This is a genomic window from Chitinophaga varians, from assembly GCF_014529945.1.
GTDB classification, from domain to species: Bacteria; Bacteroidota; Bacteroidia; order Chitinophagales; family Chitinophagaceae; genus Chitinophaga; species Chitinophaga varians.
This window is the reverse complement of record NZ_JACVFB010000005.1, coordinates 655,896-673,342: the sequence shown is the minus strand read 5'-3', so window position 1 is coordinate 673,342 and position 17,447 is coordinate 655,896. Positions and strand designations below refer to the sequence as shown.

The following is a 17,447-nucleotide window of genomic DNA, read 5'->3' as shown; positions in this document are numbered from 1 at the left end:
ACGTTTATAGTTGCCGGATTAATTCACTAAAGATAAGCGTTAGCTTGGGTTCTGCCGCATGAGCTGCTTCCAGCACCTCCTGATGGGTGATCACATTTTCTTCCTCACGGATGCCGATATCGGTGATAACGCTCATGGCAAACACCTGAAGACCGGCATGTGCTGCTACGATCACTTCCGGTACAGTGCTCATGCCTACGGCATCGCCGCCGATGATGTGCATATACTTGTATTCAGCCCTGGTTTCAAAAGTAGGGCCCTGTACGCCTACATATACGCCGGTATGCAGTGCAATATTGTTGGCAGTGGCAATTTGATAGGCCGACTGTATCAATGCTTTGGAATAAGGTTCGCTCATATCCGGGAAACGGGGACCGAGCGTGTCTTCATTACGGCCACGCAGCGGATGCTCCGGCTGCAGGTTGATATGATCTTTTATCACCATCAGGTCGCCCACCTTGAACTGTGGGTTCATACCACCGGCGGCGTTGGATATGAAGAGGGTATGAATGCCCAGTTCTTTCATCACCCTTACCGGAAAAGTGACCTGTTTCATGGAAAAACCTTCATAATAGTGGAATCTGCCGGCCATGGCCACAATAGGCTTGCCCTGCATATATCCCAGGATCAGTTTCCCGGAATGCCCTTCCACCGTAGATTCCGGAAAATGTGGAATATCACGATAAGATATTTCGATGCTTCGTTCTATCTCTTTGGTCAGGTTACCCAGTCCACTCCCCAATATCACCCCTGCCACAGGCGTTTCCTGCCAGTGTTTCCGGATATAATCACCAGCTGCCTTTATCTGGTCCGTTAATTCACTCATCTGTTTATGCATTAATTAAAAGTCGGATTTAAAAATCAAACCGCGCAAAGTTATTTTTTAATTCACAAATGAATGCGGTTTTATATTTAAATCATAATGACCTATTTTAGCGCCAAATTTTATTGCGATGAATTTACACGAGTACCAGGCTAAAGAACTGTTGAAAAAATATAATGTACCGGTTCAGGAAGGCATTCCGGTAGAAACACCGGAAGCAGCGGCCGAAGCTTACAAGCAACTGAAGGTGCAATACGGTAATGAGTTTGCAGTGGTTAAAGCGCAAATTCACGCTGGTGGACGCGGTAAAGGTAAAATCCGTGGAACTGAGCAGAGAGGTGTAGCTGTAGGTAAAAATGCGGAGGATGTGAAAACCATTGCTGGTAACATCCTGGGTGGCACACTGGTAACTATCCAGACCGGCGAAGCAGGCAAACTGGTAAACAAAGTACTGGTAGCACAGGACGTTTATTATCCGGGCCCTAATCCGGTAAAGGAATTTTACCTGTCTATCCTGCTGGACCGCGCTAAGGGCCAGAATGTGATCATGTATTCTACCGAAGGCGGTATGGATATCGAAGAAGTAGCTCACAGTACTCCTGAAAAAATATACAAAGAGTGGGTAAAACCAAACATGGCCCTGCAACCATTCCAGGCCCGTAACATCGCTTTCAACTTCGGTTTGAGCGGCGAAGCGTTCAAAAACATGGTAAAATTTGTTACCAACCTGTACAACGCTTACGTAGGACTGGATTGCAGCATGCTGGAAATCAATCCATTATTCAAAACCAGCGATGAGAAAATCATTGCCGTTGACGCCAAAGTAAACCTGGACGACAACGCCCTGATGCGTCATCCTGATCTGGAAGCACTTCGCGACATCACCGAAGAAGATCCTACCGAAGTAGAAGCTGGTAAATACAACCTCAACTTCGTAAAACTCGACGGTAACGTAGGTTGCATGGTAAACGGCGCTGGTCTGGCCATGGCTACCATGGACATGATCAAACTGAGCGGCGGTGATCCGGCTAACTTCCTGGACGTAGGTGGTACTGCCAACGCACAAACCGTTGAAGCAGGCTTCCGTATCATCCTGAAAGATCCTAAAGTAAAAGCTATCCTGATCAATATCTTCGGCGGTATCGTTCGTTGCGACAGGGTTGCTCAGGGTGTTATCGACGCTTACAAATCCATCGGCAACATCAACGTTCCGATCATTGTACGCTTACAGGGTACCAACGCTAAAGAAGCAAAAGAACTGATCGAAGCCAGCGGCCTGAAAGTACAGTCTGCGACCCTCCTCAGCGAAGCTGCTGACCTGGTAAACAAAGCACTGAACTAATTATTTGATTATTTGATCATTTGATTATTTAGATATTAAAAAAAGCGGAGATCACATTGTATGATGTGATCTCCGCTTTTTTAATGATTAAATGACTAAATAATTAAATATTCAAATTCTTCAGCTCCGCCTCTTCTTTCCCGGTATCATCTCCCCAGGATTTCTTTTTGTCGATCACCCAGCCCAGGAACTTTCTGGTCTTCGCCGGGTCTACTCCCCTGCTCATCCGCACAAGCCCTTCCAGGTTTTCCAGACTGGCATTGGCGGTCACCACCACCTCTGCCCACTTCAGGTACTGCGCCTTTAAAGCAGCATCTTTGGCCAGGTCTGCTCCCAGGTAAAACTGCATATACCGCACCCTGTTCTCATTCCGGTCGGGATGCGCTGTAGCAAATTCGAGGAAAGCCCTGGTGTCTTTACATTTTCTGAAGAGATAATTCTCTGCGTAATACATCTGTGCATAACTCCAATCCTCCGGACGATACACCACCTGTTGTTGCTGCAGGAATGCATCAAACACCGCTTTGTCCAGGGTGGCTGGCAGGGCAGCCATGTCCTGCTTCAGCAGCTTGTCCATGATATTACCGTTCAGCTCCTCGCCGAAATGCTCCAGGTACGCCCCCCGGTTCTTCAGGTAAAATGTCCGGTAGTCGTCCGGCAGTATGGCTGCCATCTGCATCACCTTAAAGGTGGACTCGGCCAGTTTGTCTTTTTGTTTGGCGAGATACCCTACAATTTCTTCCTTGTCCCCTCCTTTGTAATCCTTGTTCCACATGGCTTTGTAGAACTCCGGGTCTTTGGACGACAGGCTGTTGCCAAAGCCGGCCAACGTTTTGCCTGCTTTGTAACGGGCAATGTTGTTTTTCAGGAAGGCCATAAACCTGTCGGGTTCCTGATAACCGGAGCTGCGGTCCAGCAACTGGCCATCGCCGGAAATGACCAGATAGGTGGGAAATCCACGCATAAAGTACTTACGGCACATGTCCATCCCGAATTGTTCTTTGAACACGTCATAACCGGTACAGATGAAGTTTTCCTCCATGTATTTTTTTACTTCCGGCCGTGGAAACACCTTTACTTCCATGTCTTTACAGGCGTGGCAACCTTCAAAATAGGTGTCGATAAAAATGGGTTTGTGTTCTTTCTGAGCCCTGGCGGTGAGATCTTCCCAGGTGCCTTTGATGAATTGAGTGCTGTCCTGCGCAATGGCCATAACAGGCAATAACGCAGCTACCAGCAAGGCTTTGGTTAGCTTTTGCATACGCTTTTTTAATGGTTTGGTTGTTGGTTGGTTTGGTTTTCTAAGGCTGCAATAGTAAATAATATCCCGGTAATCCTATAGGATATTGGATAAACGGCAATCCCTGGGATACGTGTAAAACAAAGGGCCGACCTGTTTGGTCAGCCCTTGTTTTGTTTAACTATCTTTTTTAGGAGGATATACTGCTTTAGGTGTGGCAGGTGTTCCTTTGTCTTTGTTGTCTTCTTTAGGCTTGGGTGGCGCCGGCTTCTCTTCTTTCGGTTTGGTCGTCTCCTGCGCCGGCTTTTCAGCCCCTGGCGAGTACATGTCCTCTTCATTGGTCTGGTAGTCGGACTCGGAACCATTGCCAATGTCTTCCGCTTCCGCACCGGGTTTCACGTTGGTGTCGAAGTTGGAATACGTTTCATCGGTCATATTGGCCGGTACCGGGAATTTATCGCTGCTGGTCACTTTCAGTGTATTATCCGCAAATACTTTTTGCATGAAGTAAGCCCAGATAGGCAGACCAGTATTGGCACCCTGACCGATACCGGTGGTGGCAAAGTGGATAAAGTTGTTTTCGCAACCTACCCAGGCGCCTGCCAGCAGTTTAGGCGTGTAACCAATAAACCAGCCATCGGTGTTATCGTTGGTGGTACCGGTTTTACCCGCCATTTCACCCTGCATTTTATACGCCCCGCGCATACGGGCGCCGGTGCCGCCGGGCTGTAATACGCCTTCCATCATCTTCACCATGGTATACGCTTCTTTCTCACTGATCACCTCCCGTTTCACCGGAGCAAAGGTTTCGAGGATATTACCATAACGGTCTTCTATACGGGTGATATAGATCGGTTTAGTATTGATGCCTCTGGCTGGGAACATGGTATAGGCCTGCAACATCTCGTACAGGGATATTTCAGATACCCCAAGTGCGATAGAAGGATAAGGCTCAATTTTGCTGGTGAAACCAATCTTGTTCTGTGCAAAATCCGCAAACGCTTTGGCGCCGATCTGTTTGATCAGATAAGCCGACACCAGGTTAAGCGATCTGGCCAGCGCTCCTGCCATGGAGATGCTGCCACCTACACTACCTTCGGAGTTACGGGTCAGTGTCCAGTTACCGATGGTGATCGGTTCGTTAGGCAGCATGGTATTAGGCGACATTCCGTTCATGATCGCAAAACAATACAGGAACGGCTTGAAGGTAGAACCCACCTGACGGCGGGTTTTAGCGACGTGGTCATTTTTAAAGTAACGGAAATCCGGACCGCCCACCCAGGCTTTCACCTCGCCGCTTTCCGGGTCCATGGCCATAAAGCCGGCCTGCAATACAGCACGCATGTACTTGATGGAGTCCAGCGGTGTCATCACAGTATCAATCTCGTTCAGGTCCGGCTCTGTGAAGCTTTTCCAGGCAAACACCTTCATTTTGGTGGGTGTGTTGAAGGACCTGGTGATGTCTTCATCAGAAGCTTCCGCCTCTTTCATATTACGATAGCGGTCAGACTCTTTCGTGTATTTGTCAAGGTACTGTGGCCATTTTTTCCACACGTTACCTGTTTTTACATCATTTTGGTTAGACAGGTATTTCTGCAGGGCCTGCAGGTGACGGGACACCGCCTCTTCTGCATACAATTGCATACGTGGGTTGATGGTCGTATAAATTTTCAGACCGTCACGGTAAATGTTATACGGTGTACCGTCTGCTTTTTTATGGTCTTTACACCACGCTTTCACCTCGTCGCGCAGTACTTCGCGGAAATAAGGAGCCAGACCTTTATTATGGTCTATCTTATTATAGTGCAATACGATTGGTTTGCTTTTGGCGGCGGCGGCTTCTGCAGGAGTGATAAAGTTGGCGTCCACCATGTTGTCTATCACCGTATTACGGCGGCCCAGTGCCAGCTGCGGGTTACGGCGCGGATTATAGAGGGTGTTGCCTTTCAGCATGCCCACCAGAATAGCCGCTTCTTCGATGGAAAGGTGACCGGCATCTTTACTAAAGAAGGTACGGGCGCCATTCTCAATACCATATACGTTATCGCCGAAAGCGACGGTGTTCAGGTAAAGCGTCAGAATCTCCTGTTTGGTGAAGTTTCTTTCCAGTTTCACGGCAATGATCCATTCCTGCAGTTTCTGGAAGGCCCTGCTAACGGGATTGGTGGCACGTTGTTTTCCCAGGTTATCGGTTTGCAGGTTAAGGGCCAGCTGCTGGGTAATGGTGCTGGAGCCACGTTTTTTACCGATCAGCAGGTAAAAAGGAATCGCCAGCGTGCCTTTGGCGTCGATACCGGAGTTCTGATAAAAGCGGGTTTCTTCGGTAGCGATCAGGGCATTGATCACATTTTTGGAGATTTCATTGAAGTCGCTGCTGGAGCGGTCAACCTGATAGTATTTACCTAATATGGTCCCGTCATCTGCAATCACTTCGGAAGCCAGCGCAGCGCGCGGGTTTTCCAGTTCCTCCATGGAAGGCATATTACCAATGATCCTGAAGTTGACCAGTAAGATTAAAAGAACAAACAGTGCTAAAATACCAAACGCTACACGCCACAATATTTTCACCGATTTTTTCATGCGCTATATTAATTTGATTTGCGGCGTACGCCGAGTTTTTTGGACAGTTGCTATCGTTGGCTGTTAAAATAAATATTTAATAAACAGCCGCTAACAGCAATAAACAGGCCCGTTTACTAACAGTTTGACCCACAAATCTATTAAATATTTAGGGATTTACTGATTTTGAGATTTTTTGATTTACAGGATGCACGCGTCACCACAAATCAATAGATCTCAAATCTAAAAATCTGTTAAATATATCAGGGATTTATCAATTTTAAGGTTTTTTAAATTTAAAGGACGCACTGCAGCCTCCAAAATCAAAAAATCTCAAAATCATTAAATCCCTTAAATATCACTGTGTTACATAATTATCCGAAAAAAACTTCCTGTAACCGATCAGGTCTTTCGTGCTGTTCAGCAATATGAAATTATCTCTTGATATGACAAAAAAGGAATAATCGGCGGGCCTTATCCGGGGGATAATGCTCACAGCGGCTTCTTCCCGGATTTCATCGAAATAGTTCAGCGCCTTGTCTTCATTCGGGAATATCCTGAAAATCAGCATTGTTTCAGAAGGCGACAGGACAAAGCTGCCCACCTCGATTTTATCGGTAGCATGTTTGGAGGCATTATAACGGGTAAACTGGTTCAACCCTTCATCCATCAGCTCTTTGGACACGCGCTGGAAGGCCAGCACCACGAAGTGCGGATTGTCGGCAGAAAGTTTATAAGGCGTAACCGGTTTGGGTGGCGGCGGTGGCGCTACCGTGGCAATGGGCGCAGTGGGCACATTACCGGCTATCTGGTTGGAGACATGCGCTGAATCTGCCAGTGCGGCAGGTGTTTTGGCGCCGTTGATCCTGTCTACCAGCACTGGTTGCGGGTTCTGCCAGGGGTACCGCATAGAAACGTTTTCATCCAGCAGCGGGCCGCCATTATCATCTTTCCGTATTTCCAGTTTAGCGAGATAGTTCACCAGTTCATTGCGGTGGTCCAGTGCATCCAGCAGGGCTTGGGTCTGCTGGTGGATACCTTCATCGCCGGGGTATTTGTTCATCACGGCCAGCACGGCTTTACGGGAAGCCTGTGTGCTGTCCACGCCAATCAGGGTATCCTGCTTCACGATGGCCATAGCTTCCAGCAAGTCGAATTTGCCCTGCATGAAGTTGACGCCATAGGTACTGTCAGCCCGGCGTTTGATGGCCAGTGCGCCTGCTACGTCGCCACTGCGGAAAGCCGTATAGGCGGAATCGTAAGTAGCGCTGATGGTTTTTTTCCGGGCCAGGTCCGTATCGCGGTTACCGCCGGAGCGGATAATATCTGCGTAGTTGGTGTTACCGTATTGTTTCAGGATGATGTCTTTTAAGCGGGCCACATCAGCTGCATGGTTCAATTTTCCGTGCCATACGTATAAGGAGTAGAGTATCTCCGGTTTACGGGGATGGTCGGGGTATTTAAGCAGCAGCGAATCGTAGGTTTCTATTGCCAGCGGATAGTTTTCCAGTTTATCATAATACAGTTTACCCAGTTCAAAGCGGGCGTCCTGGTCCAGTTTATGGGAGTTGGCGAGTTTCTCCGGCGTCAATGGCAGTCCCTGTGCCAGCCGTTCGCCGGTGATGCTGTCCGGTGGCAGGTTTTCCGGTGTGGCCGCAGCGGTAGTGGCGTCGGTACCCATCTGTACCGGCGCATCGTTATTATTGGCCACGTGGAGGTTACCTGACTGACTACGGCGCCAGTTGTCCGCCACCTGGCGGCTGCCCCAACGGCGCTTAAACTCAGAATAACCGGTTGATTTGCTGGCGGGGTTATAGAAGTACCAGTCTCCTTTTTCTTCTTTGGGGCTGTAGGCGCCGCTGTTGTTCATCCCGAAGGCCGGGTTGTCGTACGAATTGGCGCCTTGCATGGCATCGTGCTTTTTCTTTTCCGCGGCGGCTGTTTTAAGGGTGGCGGCCATTTTAGCGAGGAAAATATTACGGTCGGATTCCGGCATGGCAGCAATCCGTTGCAGGCTGTCTTCCCGCAGGATCACGGTTCGTTTGGCCGCAACATCGGCAAGCACTGCTTTACGAACATTGACGGTGGCCGCGTCCACAAAGTCGGGCGTCATGGCGCCGGCGGTGCTGTCATAATATTTTTTAGCGTCCAGGTACTGGCGCTGATCGTAGTAGATGTCCGCGATGGCTTTGTAGGTGAGCGTGCGCTGCACCATATTGTCGCTGTTGGCTTTGAGTGATTTCTGCAGGTAGCCGAGGGCTGCTTCTGCATCTGCGGGGTATGCGAGCGTACCCATGGTATAGAGGATCGCATCCCGGAAGCGGCTGAAGCGTTCCTTTTTCAGCATATGGCGCAGGCCTTCCTGGCTACGGGCCAGGCCGCCTTCTTCTTTTGCATTGATTTTAGCGATCTGAAGACGGGCCTGAAAGTCCATCATTGGATCTGGTTTGCTGGCAATTACGTCCCGGAACTTGTCCATGGCCGAATCGGCATGGTGCTGCTGTAGGTACAGCTGACCGAGGATAAAGTGCATCCTGGCTCTCGCTACCCGGTCGCGGCTTTTATCGATTGCTACTTTCAGCGGTTCGATTGTTTCCGGATAACGGCCCTGGATATAGTTGCTGTACGCCCTCACTTCTGCGAGGCCGCCGTCGAGGCGGTTCGGGAAGTTAGGATCGGTACTGAGGATATTGAGCAGCGCCTGTACTTCATCGTATTCCTTTTGTTCCAGCAGGGTTTTAGCGCGCCAGAGGAAAGCGTCGTTACGGGCGGAAATGTGTTTGAAGCGACCGAGGATGCCTTTCCGCTTTTCGCGGGTGGCGATGGAGATATGATCATTTTCGCTGGCGCCTACGACCGTTTTGTATTCGTCTTTTTTCTTGGGCGCAAACGTGAGGTTGATATACTGAAAGGTTTTATTGGCATTTTCCAGGTCGCCTTCATAGAAGTAGGCCCGTCCCATCAGGAGGAAACAGTCATCGATCCATTTTCCGCGGGGGTCGTGCAACTGGATGGCCATATTGGTTTTTTCGATCACGGAGTCCAGCTCTTTTTTGCTGAATCCCTGACTTTGCAGGCTGGTAGGGTAAAAAGGCAGCAGTACGTTGTAGTTGTCCTGCCCGTCACGGTTGACAGTTTTCACCACCTTGTCCAGTTTTACGCGGGCATGGAAGTAATAGTTATAGCGGGTCGCCAGGTTCTGGAAGAACCTGCGTTTGAAATTCCAGTGTTTTTTCTCCAGCATCACTTCGGAAGGTGGCCGCCTGTCCTGTATGCGCGGCTCTTTTGGCTTGAAGAGCGGCTTGTTGAGTAGCGGCTTTTGGGACTGACTTTGAGGGTCCTGTTGTCGTGGTTGCTGCTGCTGCGCCTGGTTGCGGGGCTTGATTTGAGCCAAAACCGCCGGAGCCATGCACAACAATAAAAAAATTAATACCGGATAATGACGTAGCGATTTATAGCGATTCATGGATGCCAGGGTGTATAGGCTGTATATATAACTGTAAGTTTGAAAAAATATTTTAAAGATAGGATAAAATAGTGGATTGATTGGGGGGATTGATTAACTTTAGCCGCCTGAAAACGAATAAATCTCTATAAGCACACCAAAAAAATGGCCAAGAAGGGGAAAAAAAACAACAGACGAAACCTTGAAAAACTCAGTCATAAATACCGTTTGGTGATTATGAATGACGACACCTATGAAGAAGTGACCTCCTTCAAACTGTCCAGAATGAGTGTTTATATCGCTTTGAGCACCCTGTTTGTATTACTGGTAGCTATTACGGTAGCGACGGTCGTATTTACACCATTACGTTATTATATCCCCGGCTATGGAGACCTGAAACAGCGCAAGGAATTCATTCATCTGAAAATGAGGGCGGATTCTTTGGAGACAGCCATTAATCAGCGGGACCTTTACCTGAAGAATATCAAGCAAGTGATCAATGGGGAGTTTACCGGCAAACTGGATACCACCATGTTAAAAGTGCCGAAAGTAGATAACAGCACGTACTAGAATTTAGAAATTTTGTCATTTAGGAATTTTGTTATTTGATTGATTGCGATGGATTGTTCAGAATAGCCATATCCATATCTCTGCCCAATAACCAAATAGTCAAATAATAAAATATTTAAATATATTTACATTATTAAAGCTGAAAAACCTGAAAACCTATGTTTAATAACAAATCAAACTCTAAGGGTGATAGCAAGAATCTGTTACCCACGTCGACTATTAACATTATAGGCAGCGGCACTTCTATCCAGGGCGATATCGTATGTGAAGGGGATATCCGGATAGACGGCCAGGTAAACGGGCTGGTATCCACCAAAGCTAAAATCGTGGTAGGTCCGGAAGGCGACATTACCGGCGACCTGGTATGCCAGAGCGCAGACATTCTGGGTAAAGTGACCGGTATTATCAAAGTAGAAGAGTTGCTGTTCCTGAAAGGAAATGCGCTCGTAAAGGGAGATGTGTATACTGCTCATTTTGAAATGGAGCCTACCGCCAAGTTCAATGGCCGTTGCTACATGGATGATCAGCAGCCAGAAACGCAGAAACATGGAAAATCCGTCCTCCAGGAAGCCGAATAAACGTAATAATCCGGTCATGCGCTATGCCGGACTGGCGTTTCAAATGATGACCACATTAGGGTTAGGAGTATTTGCGGGGTACAAACTGGACCAGAAAATTGGCTGGCGGTTCCCCGTGTTCCTGATCATTTTTTCTTTATTGGCTTTAGCCATACTTTTGTGGCAAATTATAAAAGACACCCGTCGGTAATGAGCGATAGATTTTTAATCAGATTATTTTCGATTTTTGGAGTATTAAACGGCCTGATGATATTTTTCAAGCCCAGATTGCTGGAATCCGGTATACACTTCTATGTGCTGCTGGCCGGCAATCTGGCTATGGCGCTTATCTCCCTGGCCTCCTATCTGATGAGCCGCAAAGGGCTCGCTTCTGCCAACCACAATGCCTTCATTCGCGCTGTATACGGTTCCACACTCAGCAAATTGATGCTGTGCGTACTTGGCATCGCCATTTACGTACTCGTTTACCGGCCCAATGTCAGTAAAGTGACCATCTTCCTGCTGTTGTCCCTGTACCTGTTGTATACCGTATTTGAAACATGGAGCCTCTTCCGGCTTACCAGGCTTAAAAAGTAATTGGCAGTGAAAAAAGAGGCGCCCCTGCATGCATTAGCGTCCTATTTGCCCGAAGGCACCTTTGACCAGGTGATGGAGTTTTTGCTCCTCTACAAAGTGCATCTCACCATCACCCGGGAAAGGCAGAGCATACTGGGCGACTACCGTCACCCCGACGGAAATGGAAAAGGACACCGGATCAGCATCAACGGATCGCTGAACAAATATTCTTTTCTTATCACTTTACTACACGAGATCGCCCATCTCACCACCTTTAATAAATACGCCAACCGCGTTCCGGCACATGGCAAAGAGTGGAAACAGGAGTTCTCGGCCATCCTCCACAGTTTTGTAGGCAAAGGTTACCTGCCCCATGACGTGGAACAGGCCGTACGCCAAAGTATGACCAATCCCGCCGCCAGCAGCTGCGCCGACGAAAACCTGATGCGCGTGCTCCGCAATTACGACGACCGCAAAGACACGCACTTCCTCGTAGAACAACTGCCCCTTCACCAACTCTTCAAAACAAAAGACGGCCGCATCTTCCGCAAAGGGGAAAGAATAAGAAAACGCTACCGCTGTGAAGAGGTAGCGTCTAAACGTATTTATCTGTTCAGTCCCGTGTATGAGGTGGAAGTCCTCAACTGACGTTGATATCCTGTTATTTGTCTCCTACGTAATGTAATTCCGGAAAACGCATGGCTTTATTGATCAGCTGAATACCCAGCTGTAAAATACCCGCCTCGGATGCTGCCTGCAATTTGGGCGCATCATCTGTTGGCTTATGGTAATCGTCATGCCCTCCTGTGTGGAAAAACAGCACCGGAACTTTATTGATATAAAAGTTGTGATGATCTGAAGCTCCCTTACCGGCAGCATCCGTGAAATATTTTATACTTGACTGCTGCACCTCTTTAAATACTTCCGGCCACTCCTGCGCACTGCCATAACCGCCGATACCGATGCCTCTTTCCGGATTGTAACGGCCAATCATGTCCATATTGAGCATAAAATGAACTTTATCCAGCGGCATCAATGGGTGTGCAGTGTAATATTTGGACCCCTGCAACCCCAGCTCTTCACCACCAAAAGCGATAAAAAGGAAGTTAAAGGGCTCTTTTTCGGCATTTTTCACATAATGACGGGCCAGTTCGAGCAGTCCTGCCACACCGGATGCGTTGTCGTCGGCACCGTTGTGTATCTGGCCAATCGGGTATTTACCATCAAAAAGGCCGGCGGTACCCAGGTGATCGTAGTGTGCACCAATGATGATCGTACGGGCGGCACCGTTATCCAGGAAAGCAGCTACGTTGCGGCTCGGGATATCCTTGTGCGCGTTGCGGTCAAAAGTAAAATCCTGGAAATAGCTGGCGCCATTGGCGGGTTTCAGGCCCAGTTTCTTCAACTGCCGCACCACATAACGACTGGCGGTGCGGCCTCCTTTTTCGGCGGTGCCTCTCCCCTTCAGTTTGTCGGAAGCAAGATAATTCACGGTCTCCTGAATACGGCGCGCATCAGGGATGGTGTCCTGTGCATAGGCGGCTGACACGCCTCCGGCCAGCGTCAACATCAATAACAAGCTTTTCTTCATCATATCACTATCAGTTGTAAAAAACCCCCGGCAAACTGCCAGGGGTTTACTATTTATTTTGAATATCTGTCGGCAACTTTATTTTTTGCGCTGTTGCATATCCTGTTGGCGGCGCTGCACTTCTTCCAGCTTTTCCTGCCATTTGGATTTGGAGACAGGCTTTTTCTTGTTTTCCTGGATTTGTGCGTGGATTTTGTCGTGGTTGATGACAAAAGTCTGGAGTACCCATTGCAACAGGATGCTGATCACGTTAGACAGGAAGTAGTAGAAGGTAAGCGCGGCAGCCAGTCGGTTGAAGATACCCAGCAGCATGATAGGCATGATGTAAGGCATGTACTTCATTACCGGATTGCTCTGATCGGTCATGCCACGGTTGTAGAAGGCCAGGATCAGGCTCGTGATGGTCATCAGGATGGTGAACAGGCTCACGTGGTTACCATAGAAAGGCACGTTGAACGGCAGGTTCAGGATAGAGTCGTAGGTAGACAAGTCCTTCGCCCACAGGAAGCTTTCCTGACGCAGCTCGATGGAAGACGGGAAGAAGCTGTACATGGCCACGAGGATAGGCAGCTGCAGCAGGGCTGGTAAACAGCCGCCCAGCGGGTTTACCCCGGCACTCTTGAACAGTTTCATCTGGTCCATACCGAAAGCCTGCTGGTCATCGCCGTGTTTAGCGCGCAGCTCATCGATTTCCGGTTTCAGCACTTTCATTTTAGCCTGAGACACATAGCTCTGGTAAGTGAAAGGCGCAATCAGTAAACGGATGAAGATAGTAAGCAGAATGATGATCACACCGTAGTTGCTGATAAATCCGCTGAGGAAGTTAAACACCGGGATGATGATCCATTTGTTCACATATTTTACGAAGGCAAAGATACCGGAGCCCAGCGGAATGATTTTTTCCAGGCCCAGATCGAAAGACTTCAGTGTTTTGTAGTGGTTAGGGCCATAGTAGATGTCAATCGGGAAAGAGAAATCATTGGCGCGGTTGTAAGGGATCGTAATAGAGGTGAAAGCCTGTCCTACGATGTTACCGCTCTGTGGCACTTTGGTGTTCACGTCTGCCGCGTCGAAGCTGCCGCTTTTAGCGATCAGGGTAGTGTTGAAGAACTGTTGTTTTACGCTGATCCATTTCAGCTTGTTGTCCAGTTTTTCGTGGCTGGTACGTTGCAGCGTGAAATAGTCATGTTTATCATTAGCAAACATGTAGTGCACCTGGTTGTTGAGGCGCTCGTTCTCCATGTCATGCTCCTGTTTGTCGTTCTGGCTGTTCCATTGCAGCGTCAGGTAGTTCTGATTGCCGGGCAGGATATTCTGGAAACCAACCGCGTGCACATTATAATTTACCACGTAGCTGCCAGGTTTAATACCATAAACAAACTCCAGGTATACAGCAGGATTGGACGTATTCAGGCGATAGCTGATAGACTGTCCGCCGTCTGCCTGTTTCTGTACCGGACCGGCAGTGAAAAACAGGTCAGCACTGTTCAGCACTTTAGTGGCGCTGGCAGGTACTTCTACAGAGAGACGGTTAAAAGATCCCTGCGCCAGCATTAATGGGCCACCTTCAGAGGTCTTGAATTTTTTCAGTTGAACGCTGATCGGTTGACCACCTTTATTAGAGAAAGTAACTTTAACATCATCGTTTTCCATCACTGTTGTCTGCACTGATGCTACAGCAGCAGTGGCAAAAAGTCCGAATTCGCCGGCCAGTTGAGCCTGGTGGGCTGAATCCAGTGTTCCTCCATTAGCAGCGGCAGTCAGTGAATCGGCAACAGGCGCTTTAGGCTTGTTCAGATTTGCAATGGAATCCTGCCGGGCTTTCTCCCTGGCGATAGTTCCCTGTTGTTTCTGGTTATAGAAAATATATCCTACCAGTAAAACACCTAACAGTAAAAACCCAATAACCGAATTTCTATCCATGAAATGCAATTAAAAATTTAGGCAGCAAAGGTAAGCAGGATTTATCATTTGCACCCCCGTTTATTTGATTATTTGATTATTTGGTTATTTATATATTTTAAATTTTGTTATTTCCTGATTTTTTGATTTCAGGATTTTCTGACTCTTATTAAATCATTGCGATTTAATAAAAATGCAGCAGATAAATATATCCGCTGCATTCCAAATACATAAATAACAAAATATCTAAATATTTAAATTATTGTGCGACTTTTTCCTCTGCCACCTTCGTTTTACCATTTTTATTTTCCGCGTATTGTTTAGCGGCTTTGATAAATGACACGAAGAGCGGAGCAGGGCTTTCCACCGTGCTTTTCAGCTCGGGGTGGAACTGAGAGCCCACGAAGAACGGATGTCCGGGGATTTCGATCATTTCCACGAGGCCGCTTTCCGGGTTTTTACCGGAAGGGATCATACCAGCTTTCTCGATCTGCTCCAGGTATTCGTTGTTGAACTCATAGCGGTGACGGTGTCTTTCGCTGATGGTAGTAGCACCGCCATAGATCTCAGAAGCTCTGGACCCCGGTGTCAGGTCACAGGTATAAGCGCCCAGACGCATGGTACCACCTTTAGCGGTCACTTTTTTCTGTTCTTCCATGAGGTTGATCACCGGATGGGATGTATCAGGGTTCATTTCCACAGAGTGCGCATCTTTCCAGCCGAGTACGTTGCGGGAGAATTCCACCACGCTCATCTGCATACCAAGGCAGATACCGAAGAAAGGCAGGTTGTTTTCGCGTGCATACTGAATAGCCACGATTTTACCTTCGATACCGCGGTGACCGAAGCCAGGCGCTACCAGCAGACCGTCGAGGTTTTTCAGTTTCTCGCACACATTTTCCTGTGTAATATGTTCAGAGTGAATATTCTGTACAATTACTTTGCACTCGTTGAGTGAACCGGCATGTATAAATGATTCGAGAATAGATTTGTAAGCATCCTGCAGCTCTACATATTTACCAATCAGACCGATGGTCACTTTGGATTTCGGATATTTGAGTTTATCCAGGAATTCACGCCATTTAGTGAGTTCCGGCTCTTTTTCCACTGGCAGGTTCAGTCTTTTCAGCACAGACACGTCCAGTTTTTCGCGCATCATTTCCAGCGGTACTTCGTAGATAGTCGGTACGTCATTCGCTTCAATTACCGCATCTACCTGTACATTACAGAACAGGGCGATTTTCTTTTTCAGATCGCGGTACATGGGTTCTTCTGTACGGCAAACGATGATATCCGGATGAACACCATATTCGCTCAGCAAACGTACAGAGTGCTGTGTAGGCTTGGTTTTCAGTTCCTTCGCTGCACGCAGGTAAGGAATGAGGGTGAGGTGTACTACCAGGCAGTCTTCTTCGCCCAGTTCCCATTGCAGCTGACGTACTGCCTCAATATAAGGGAGTGATTCGATATCACCCACAGTACCACCCAGCTCGGTAATCACGATATCATATTTACCATCTTTACCCAGCAGGAGGATGCGACGTTTGATTTCATCGGTGATGTGCGGAATTACCTGAACGGTTTTACCCAGGTAGGCACCTTCTCTTTCCTTGTTGATAACAGTCTGATAAATACGGCCAGTGGTAACGTTGTTGGCCTGGGATGTAGGCGTGTTCAGGAAACGCTCATAGTGTCCAAGGTCCAGATCGGTTTCGGCGCCATCTTCTGTTACGTAACATTCCCCGTGCTCATAAGGGTTTAACGTTCCCGGATCCACGTTGATGTATGGATCGAACTTCTGAATAGTCACTCTAAAGCCACGAGCCTGCAAGAGTTTTGCCAGCGAAGCAGCTATAATTCCTTTACCCAAAGAGGAAGTAACACCTCCCGTAACGAAGATATATTTTGCCATAAAAACTAAAATTCAGCTAAAAATACTTGACCTAAATGGGGGAAGTGCCAGATTGCGTTTGGTGTTATACCTGTCAAGTAAACTACTTCCGGAGGTCATGCAAAGTTACACAAATTTGCTTCGCTCCCAAGTTTTTTACGCAGTGGCTTTATTTGTTTGTTAATTTTTGCGGGTTTCTGTTCAGCTCTTATCATTGAACCACAGTGGGTTTTAAAGAATTTTCAAGTGAGGGAAATTATTTGTTAAAAACCTGCATTAACATCATTTGTTAATACAGAGACTTTCGTTCCTAACAAATAGAAACTGTAAATTTGCGTCCGAAATACATAAATATAAAGATGACTTTAACGCCTAAGAGAGCGCAGGACTCGCTCATACAGATGACGGAACTGGTTCTGCCCAACGATACCAATACTTTCGGCAACCTCATGGGAGGCCGCCTGATGTACTGGATGGACATCGCTGCTGCACTGGCCTGTATGAAACACTGCAGTGCCCCCGTGGTCACCGCCTCCGTAGATAATATTTCTTTCGAGAATCCCATTAAACTGGGTAACGTGGTACATATCGAGGCCAAAGTAAGCCGCGCCTTCAATACCTCCATGGAAGTGCACATGCGCGTATGGGGAGAAGATCCGGTACAACAATACCGCTACAAATCCAATGAAGCTTTCATGACATTCGTAGCCCTCGACCCCAACGGCAACTCCCGCCCTGTTCCCGGCATCATCACCGACACGGAAGAAGAAAAAAGATTATATGACGGCGCCCTCCGCCGCCGCCAGCTCCGCCTCATCCTGGGGGGTAAAATGAAACCAGAGGACGCTGATGAGCTGAAAGCACTGTTCTTCGATAAATAATTTATCATTTTTAATATATCAGGGGCCGGCATATGATATGCCGGCCCCTGATATATTAATGTGTTGTTCA

General features: G+C 47.8%; 14 protein-coding genes. 7 read left to right on the top strand and 7 right to left on the bottom strand.

The annotated features are described in order from the left end of the window. Nucleotides 1–4 precede the first annotated feature (4 nt). Complete coding sequence (locus ICL55_RS26200; RefSeq protein ID WP_188103075.1) at nt 5–826, bottom strand: purine-nucleoside phosphorylase; 822 nt, start codon at nt 824–826, stop codon at nt 5–7. 127 nt (nt 827–953) lie between these two features. Between ICL55_RS26200 and sucC the strand changes: the two genes are divergently transcribed. Next, nucleotides 954–2,165, top strand: a complete 1,212-nt coding sequence (sucC, locus tag ICL55_RS26195) for an ADP-forming succinate--CoA ligase subunit beta (RefSeq protein ID WP_168869747.1) — start codon at nt 954–956, stop codon at nt 2,163–2,165. A 103-nt stretch (nt 2,166–2,268) separates the two neighbouring features. On the opposite strand, the gene ICL55_RS26190 is transcribed toward sucC, so the two are convergent. The 3 genes from ICL55_RS26190 to porW form a co-directional block, all read right to left on the bottom strand. Next, nucleotides 2,269–3,426: a thioredoxin family protein gene (locus ICL55_RS26190; protein ID WP_188103073.1), complete on the bottom strand. Its 1,158-nt coding sequence runs from the start codon at nt 3,424–3,426 to the stop codon at nt 2,269–2,271. 156 nt (nt 3,427–3,582) lie between these two features. Next, entirely contained in the window at nt 3,583–5,985 is a 2,403-nt protein-coding gene (locus ICL55_RS26185) for a transglycosylase domain-containing protein (protein ID WP_188103071.1), read from the bottom strand. 337 nt (nt 5,986–6,322) lie between these two features. Next, a complete protein-coding gene (gene porW / locus ICL55_RS26180; RefSeq protein WP_188103064.1) occupies nt 6,323–9,373 on the bottom strand; it encodes a type IX secretion system periplasmic lipoprotein PorW/SprE in 3,051 nt (1,016 codons plus the stop codon). 273 nt (nt 9,374–9,646) lie between these two features. Between porW and ICL55_RS26175 the strand changes: the two genes are divergently transcribed. The 5 genes from ICL55_RS26175 to ICL55_RS26155 all read left to right on the top strand — a co-directional run bounded on the left by ICL55_RS26175 (nt 9,647) and on the right by ICL55_RS26155 (nt 11,760). After that, nucleotides 9,647–9,979: a hypothetical protein gene (locus tag ICL55_RS26175; RefSeq protein ID WP_246496591.1), complete on the top strand. Its 333-nt coding sequence runs from the start codon at nt 9,647–9,649 to the stop codon at nt 9,977–9,979. A 158-nt stretch (nt 9,980–10,137) separates the two neighbouring features. Next, entirely contained in the window at nt 10,138–10,557 is a 420-nt protein-coding gene (locus tag ICL55_RS26170; RefSeq protein WP_168869752.1) for a bactofilin family protein, read from the top strand. Continuing rightward, entirely contained in the window at nt 10,481–10,747 is a 267-nt protein-coding gene (locus tag ICL55_RS35670; protein ID WP_425489545.1) for an AtpZ/AtpI family protein, read from the top strand. The genes ICL55_RS26170 and ICL55_RS35670 overlap by 77 nt, the downstream gene beginning before the upstream one ends. Nucleotides 10,748–10,803: 56 nt before the next feature. Further along, entirely contained in the window at nt 10,804–11,133 is a 330-nt protein-coding gene (locus ICL55_RS26160; RefSeq protein WP_188103060.1) for a hypothetical protein, read from the top strand. 6 nt (nt 11,134–11,139) lie between these two features. Continuing rightward, a complete protein-coding gene (locus ICL55_RS26155; RefSeq protein ID WP_188103058.1) occupies nt 11,140–11,760 on the top strand; it encodes a SprT-like domain-containing protein in 621 nt (206 codons plus the stop codon). Nucleotides 11,761–11,773: 13 nt separating this feature from the next. On the opposite strand, the gene ICL55_RS26150 is transcribed toward ICL55_RS26155, so the two are convergent. The 3 genes from ICL55_RS26150 to pyrG all read right to left on the bottom strand — a co-directional run bounded on the left by ICL55_RS26150 (nt 11,774) and on the right by pyrG (nt 16,517). Beyond that, nucleotides 11,774–12,706 carry a M20/M25/M40 family metallo-hydrolase gene (locus ICL55_RS26150; protein WP_246496589.1) on the bottom strand — a complete coding sequence of 311 codons (933 nt, stop codon included), beginning with the start codon at nt 12,704–12,706 and terminating at the stop codon, nt 11,774–11,776. 75 nt (nt 12,707–12,781) lie between these two features. Continuing rightward, nucleotides 12,782–14,626 carry a membrane protein insertase YidC gene (yidC, locus tag ICL55_RS26145; RefSeq protein ID WP_188103056.1) on the bottom strand — a complete coding sequence of 615 codons (1,845 nt, stop codon included), beginning with the start codon at nt 14,624–14,626 and terminating at the stop codon, nt 12,782–12,784. Nucleotides 14,627–14,864: 238 nt separating this feature from the next. After that, nucleotides 14,865–16,517 (bottom strand): CTP synthase, encoded by a 1,653-nt coding sequence (gene pyrG, locus ICL55_RS26140; protein WP_188103054.1) that lies wholly within the window; start codon nt 16,515–16,517, stop codon nt 14,865–14,867. A 338-nt stretch (nt 16,518–16,855) separates the two neighbouring features. Between pyrG and ICL55_RS26135 the strand changes: the two genes are divergently transcribed. Continuing rightward, a complete protein-coding gene (locus tag ICL55_RS26135) occupies nt 16,856–17,377 on the top strand; it encodes an acyl-CoA thioesterase (RefSeq protein WP_168869759.1) in 522 nt (173 codons plus the stop codon). The last annotated feature ends 70 nt before the right edge of the window (nt 17,378–17,447 follow it).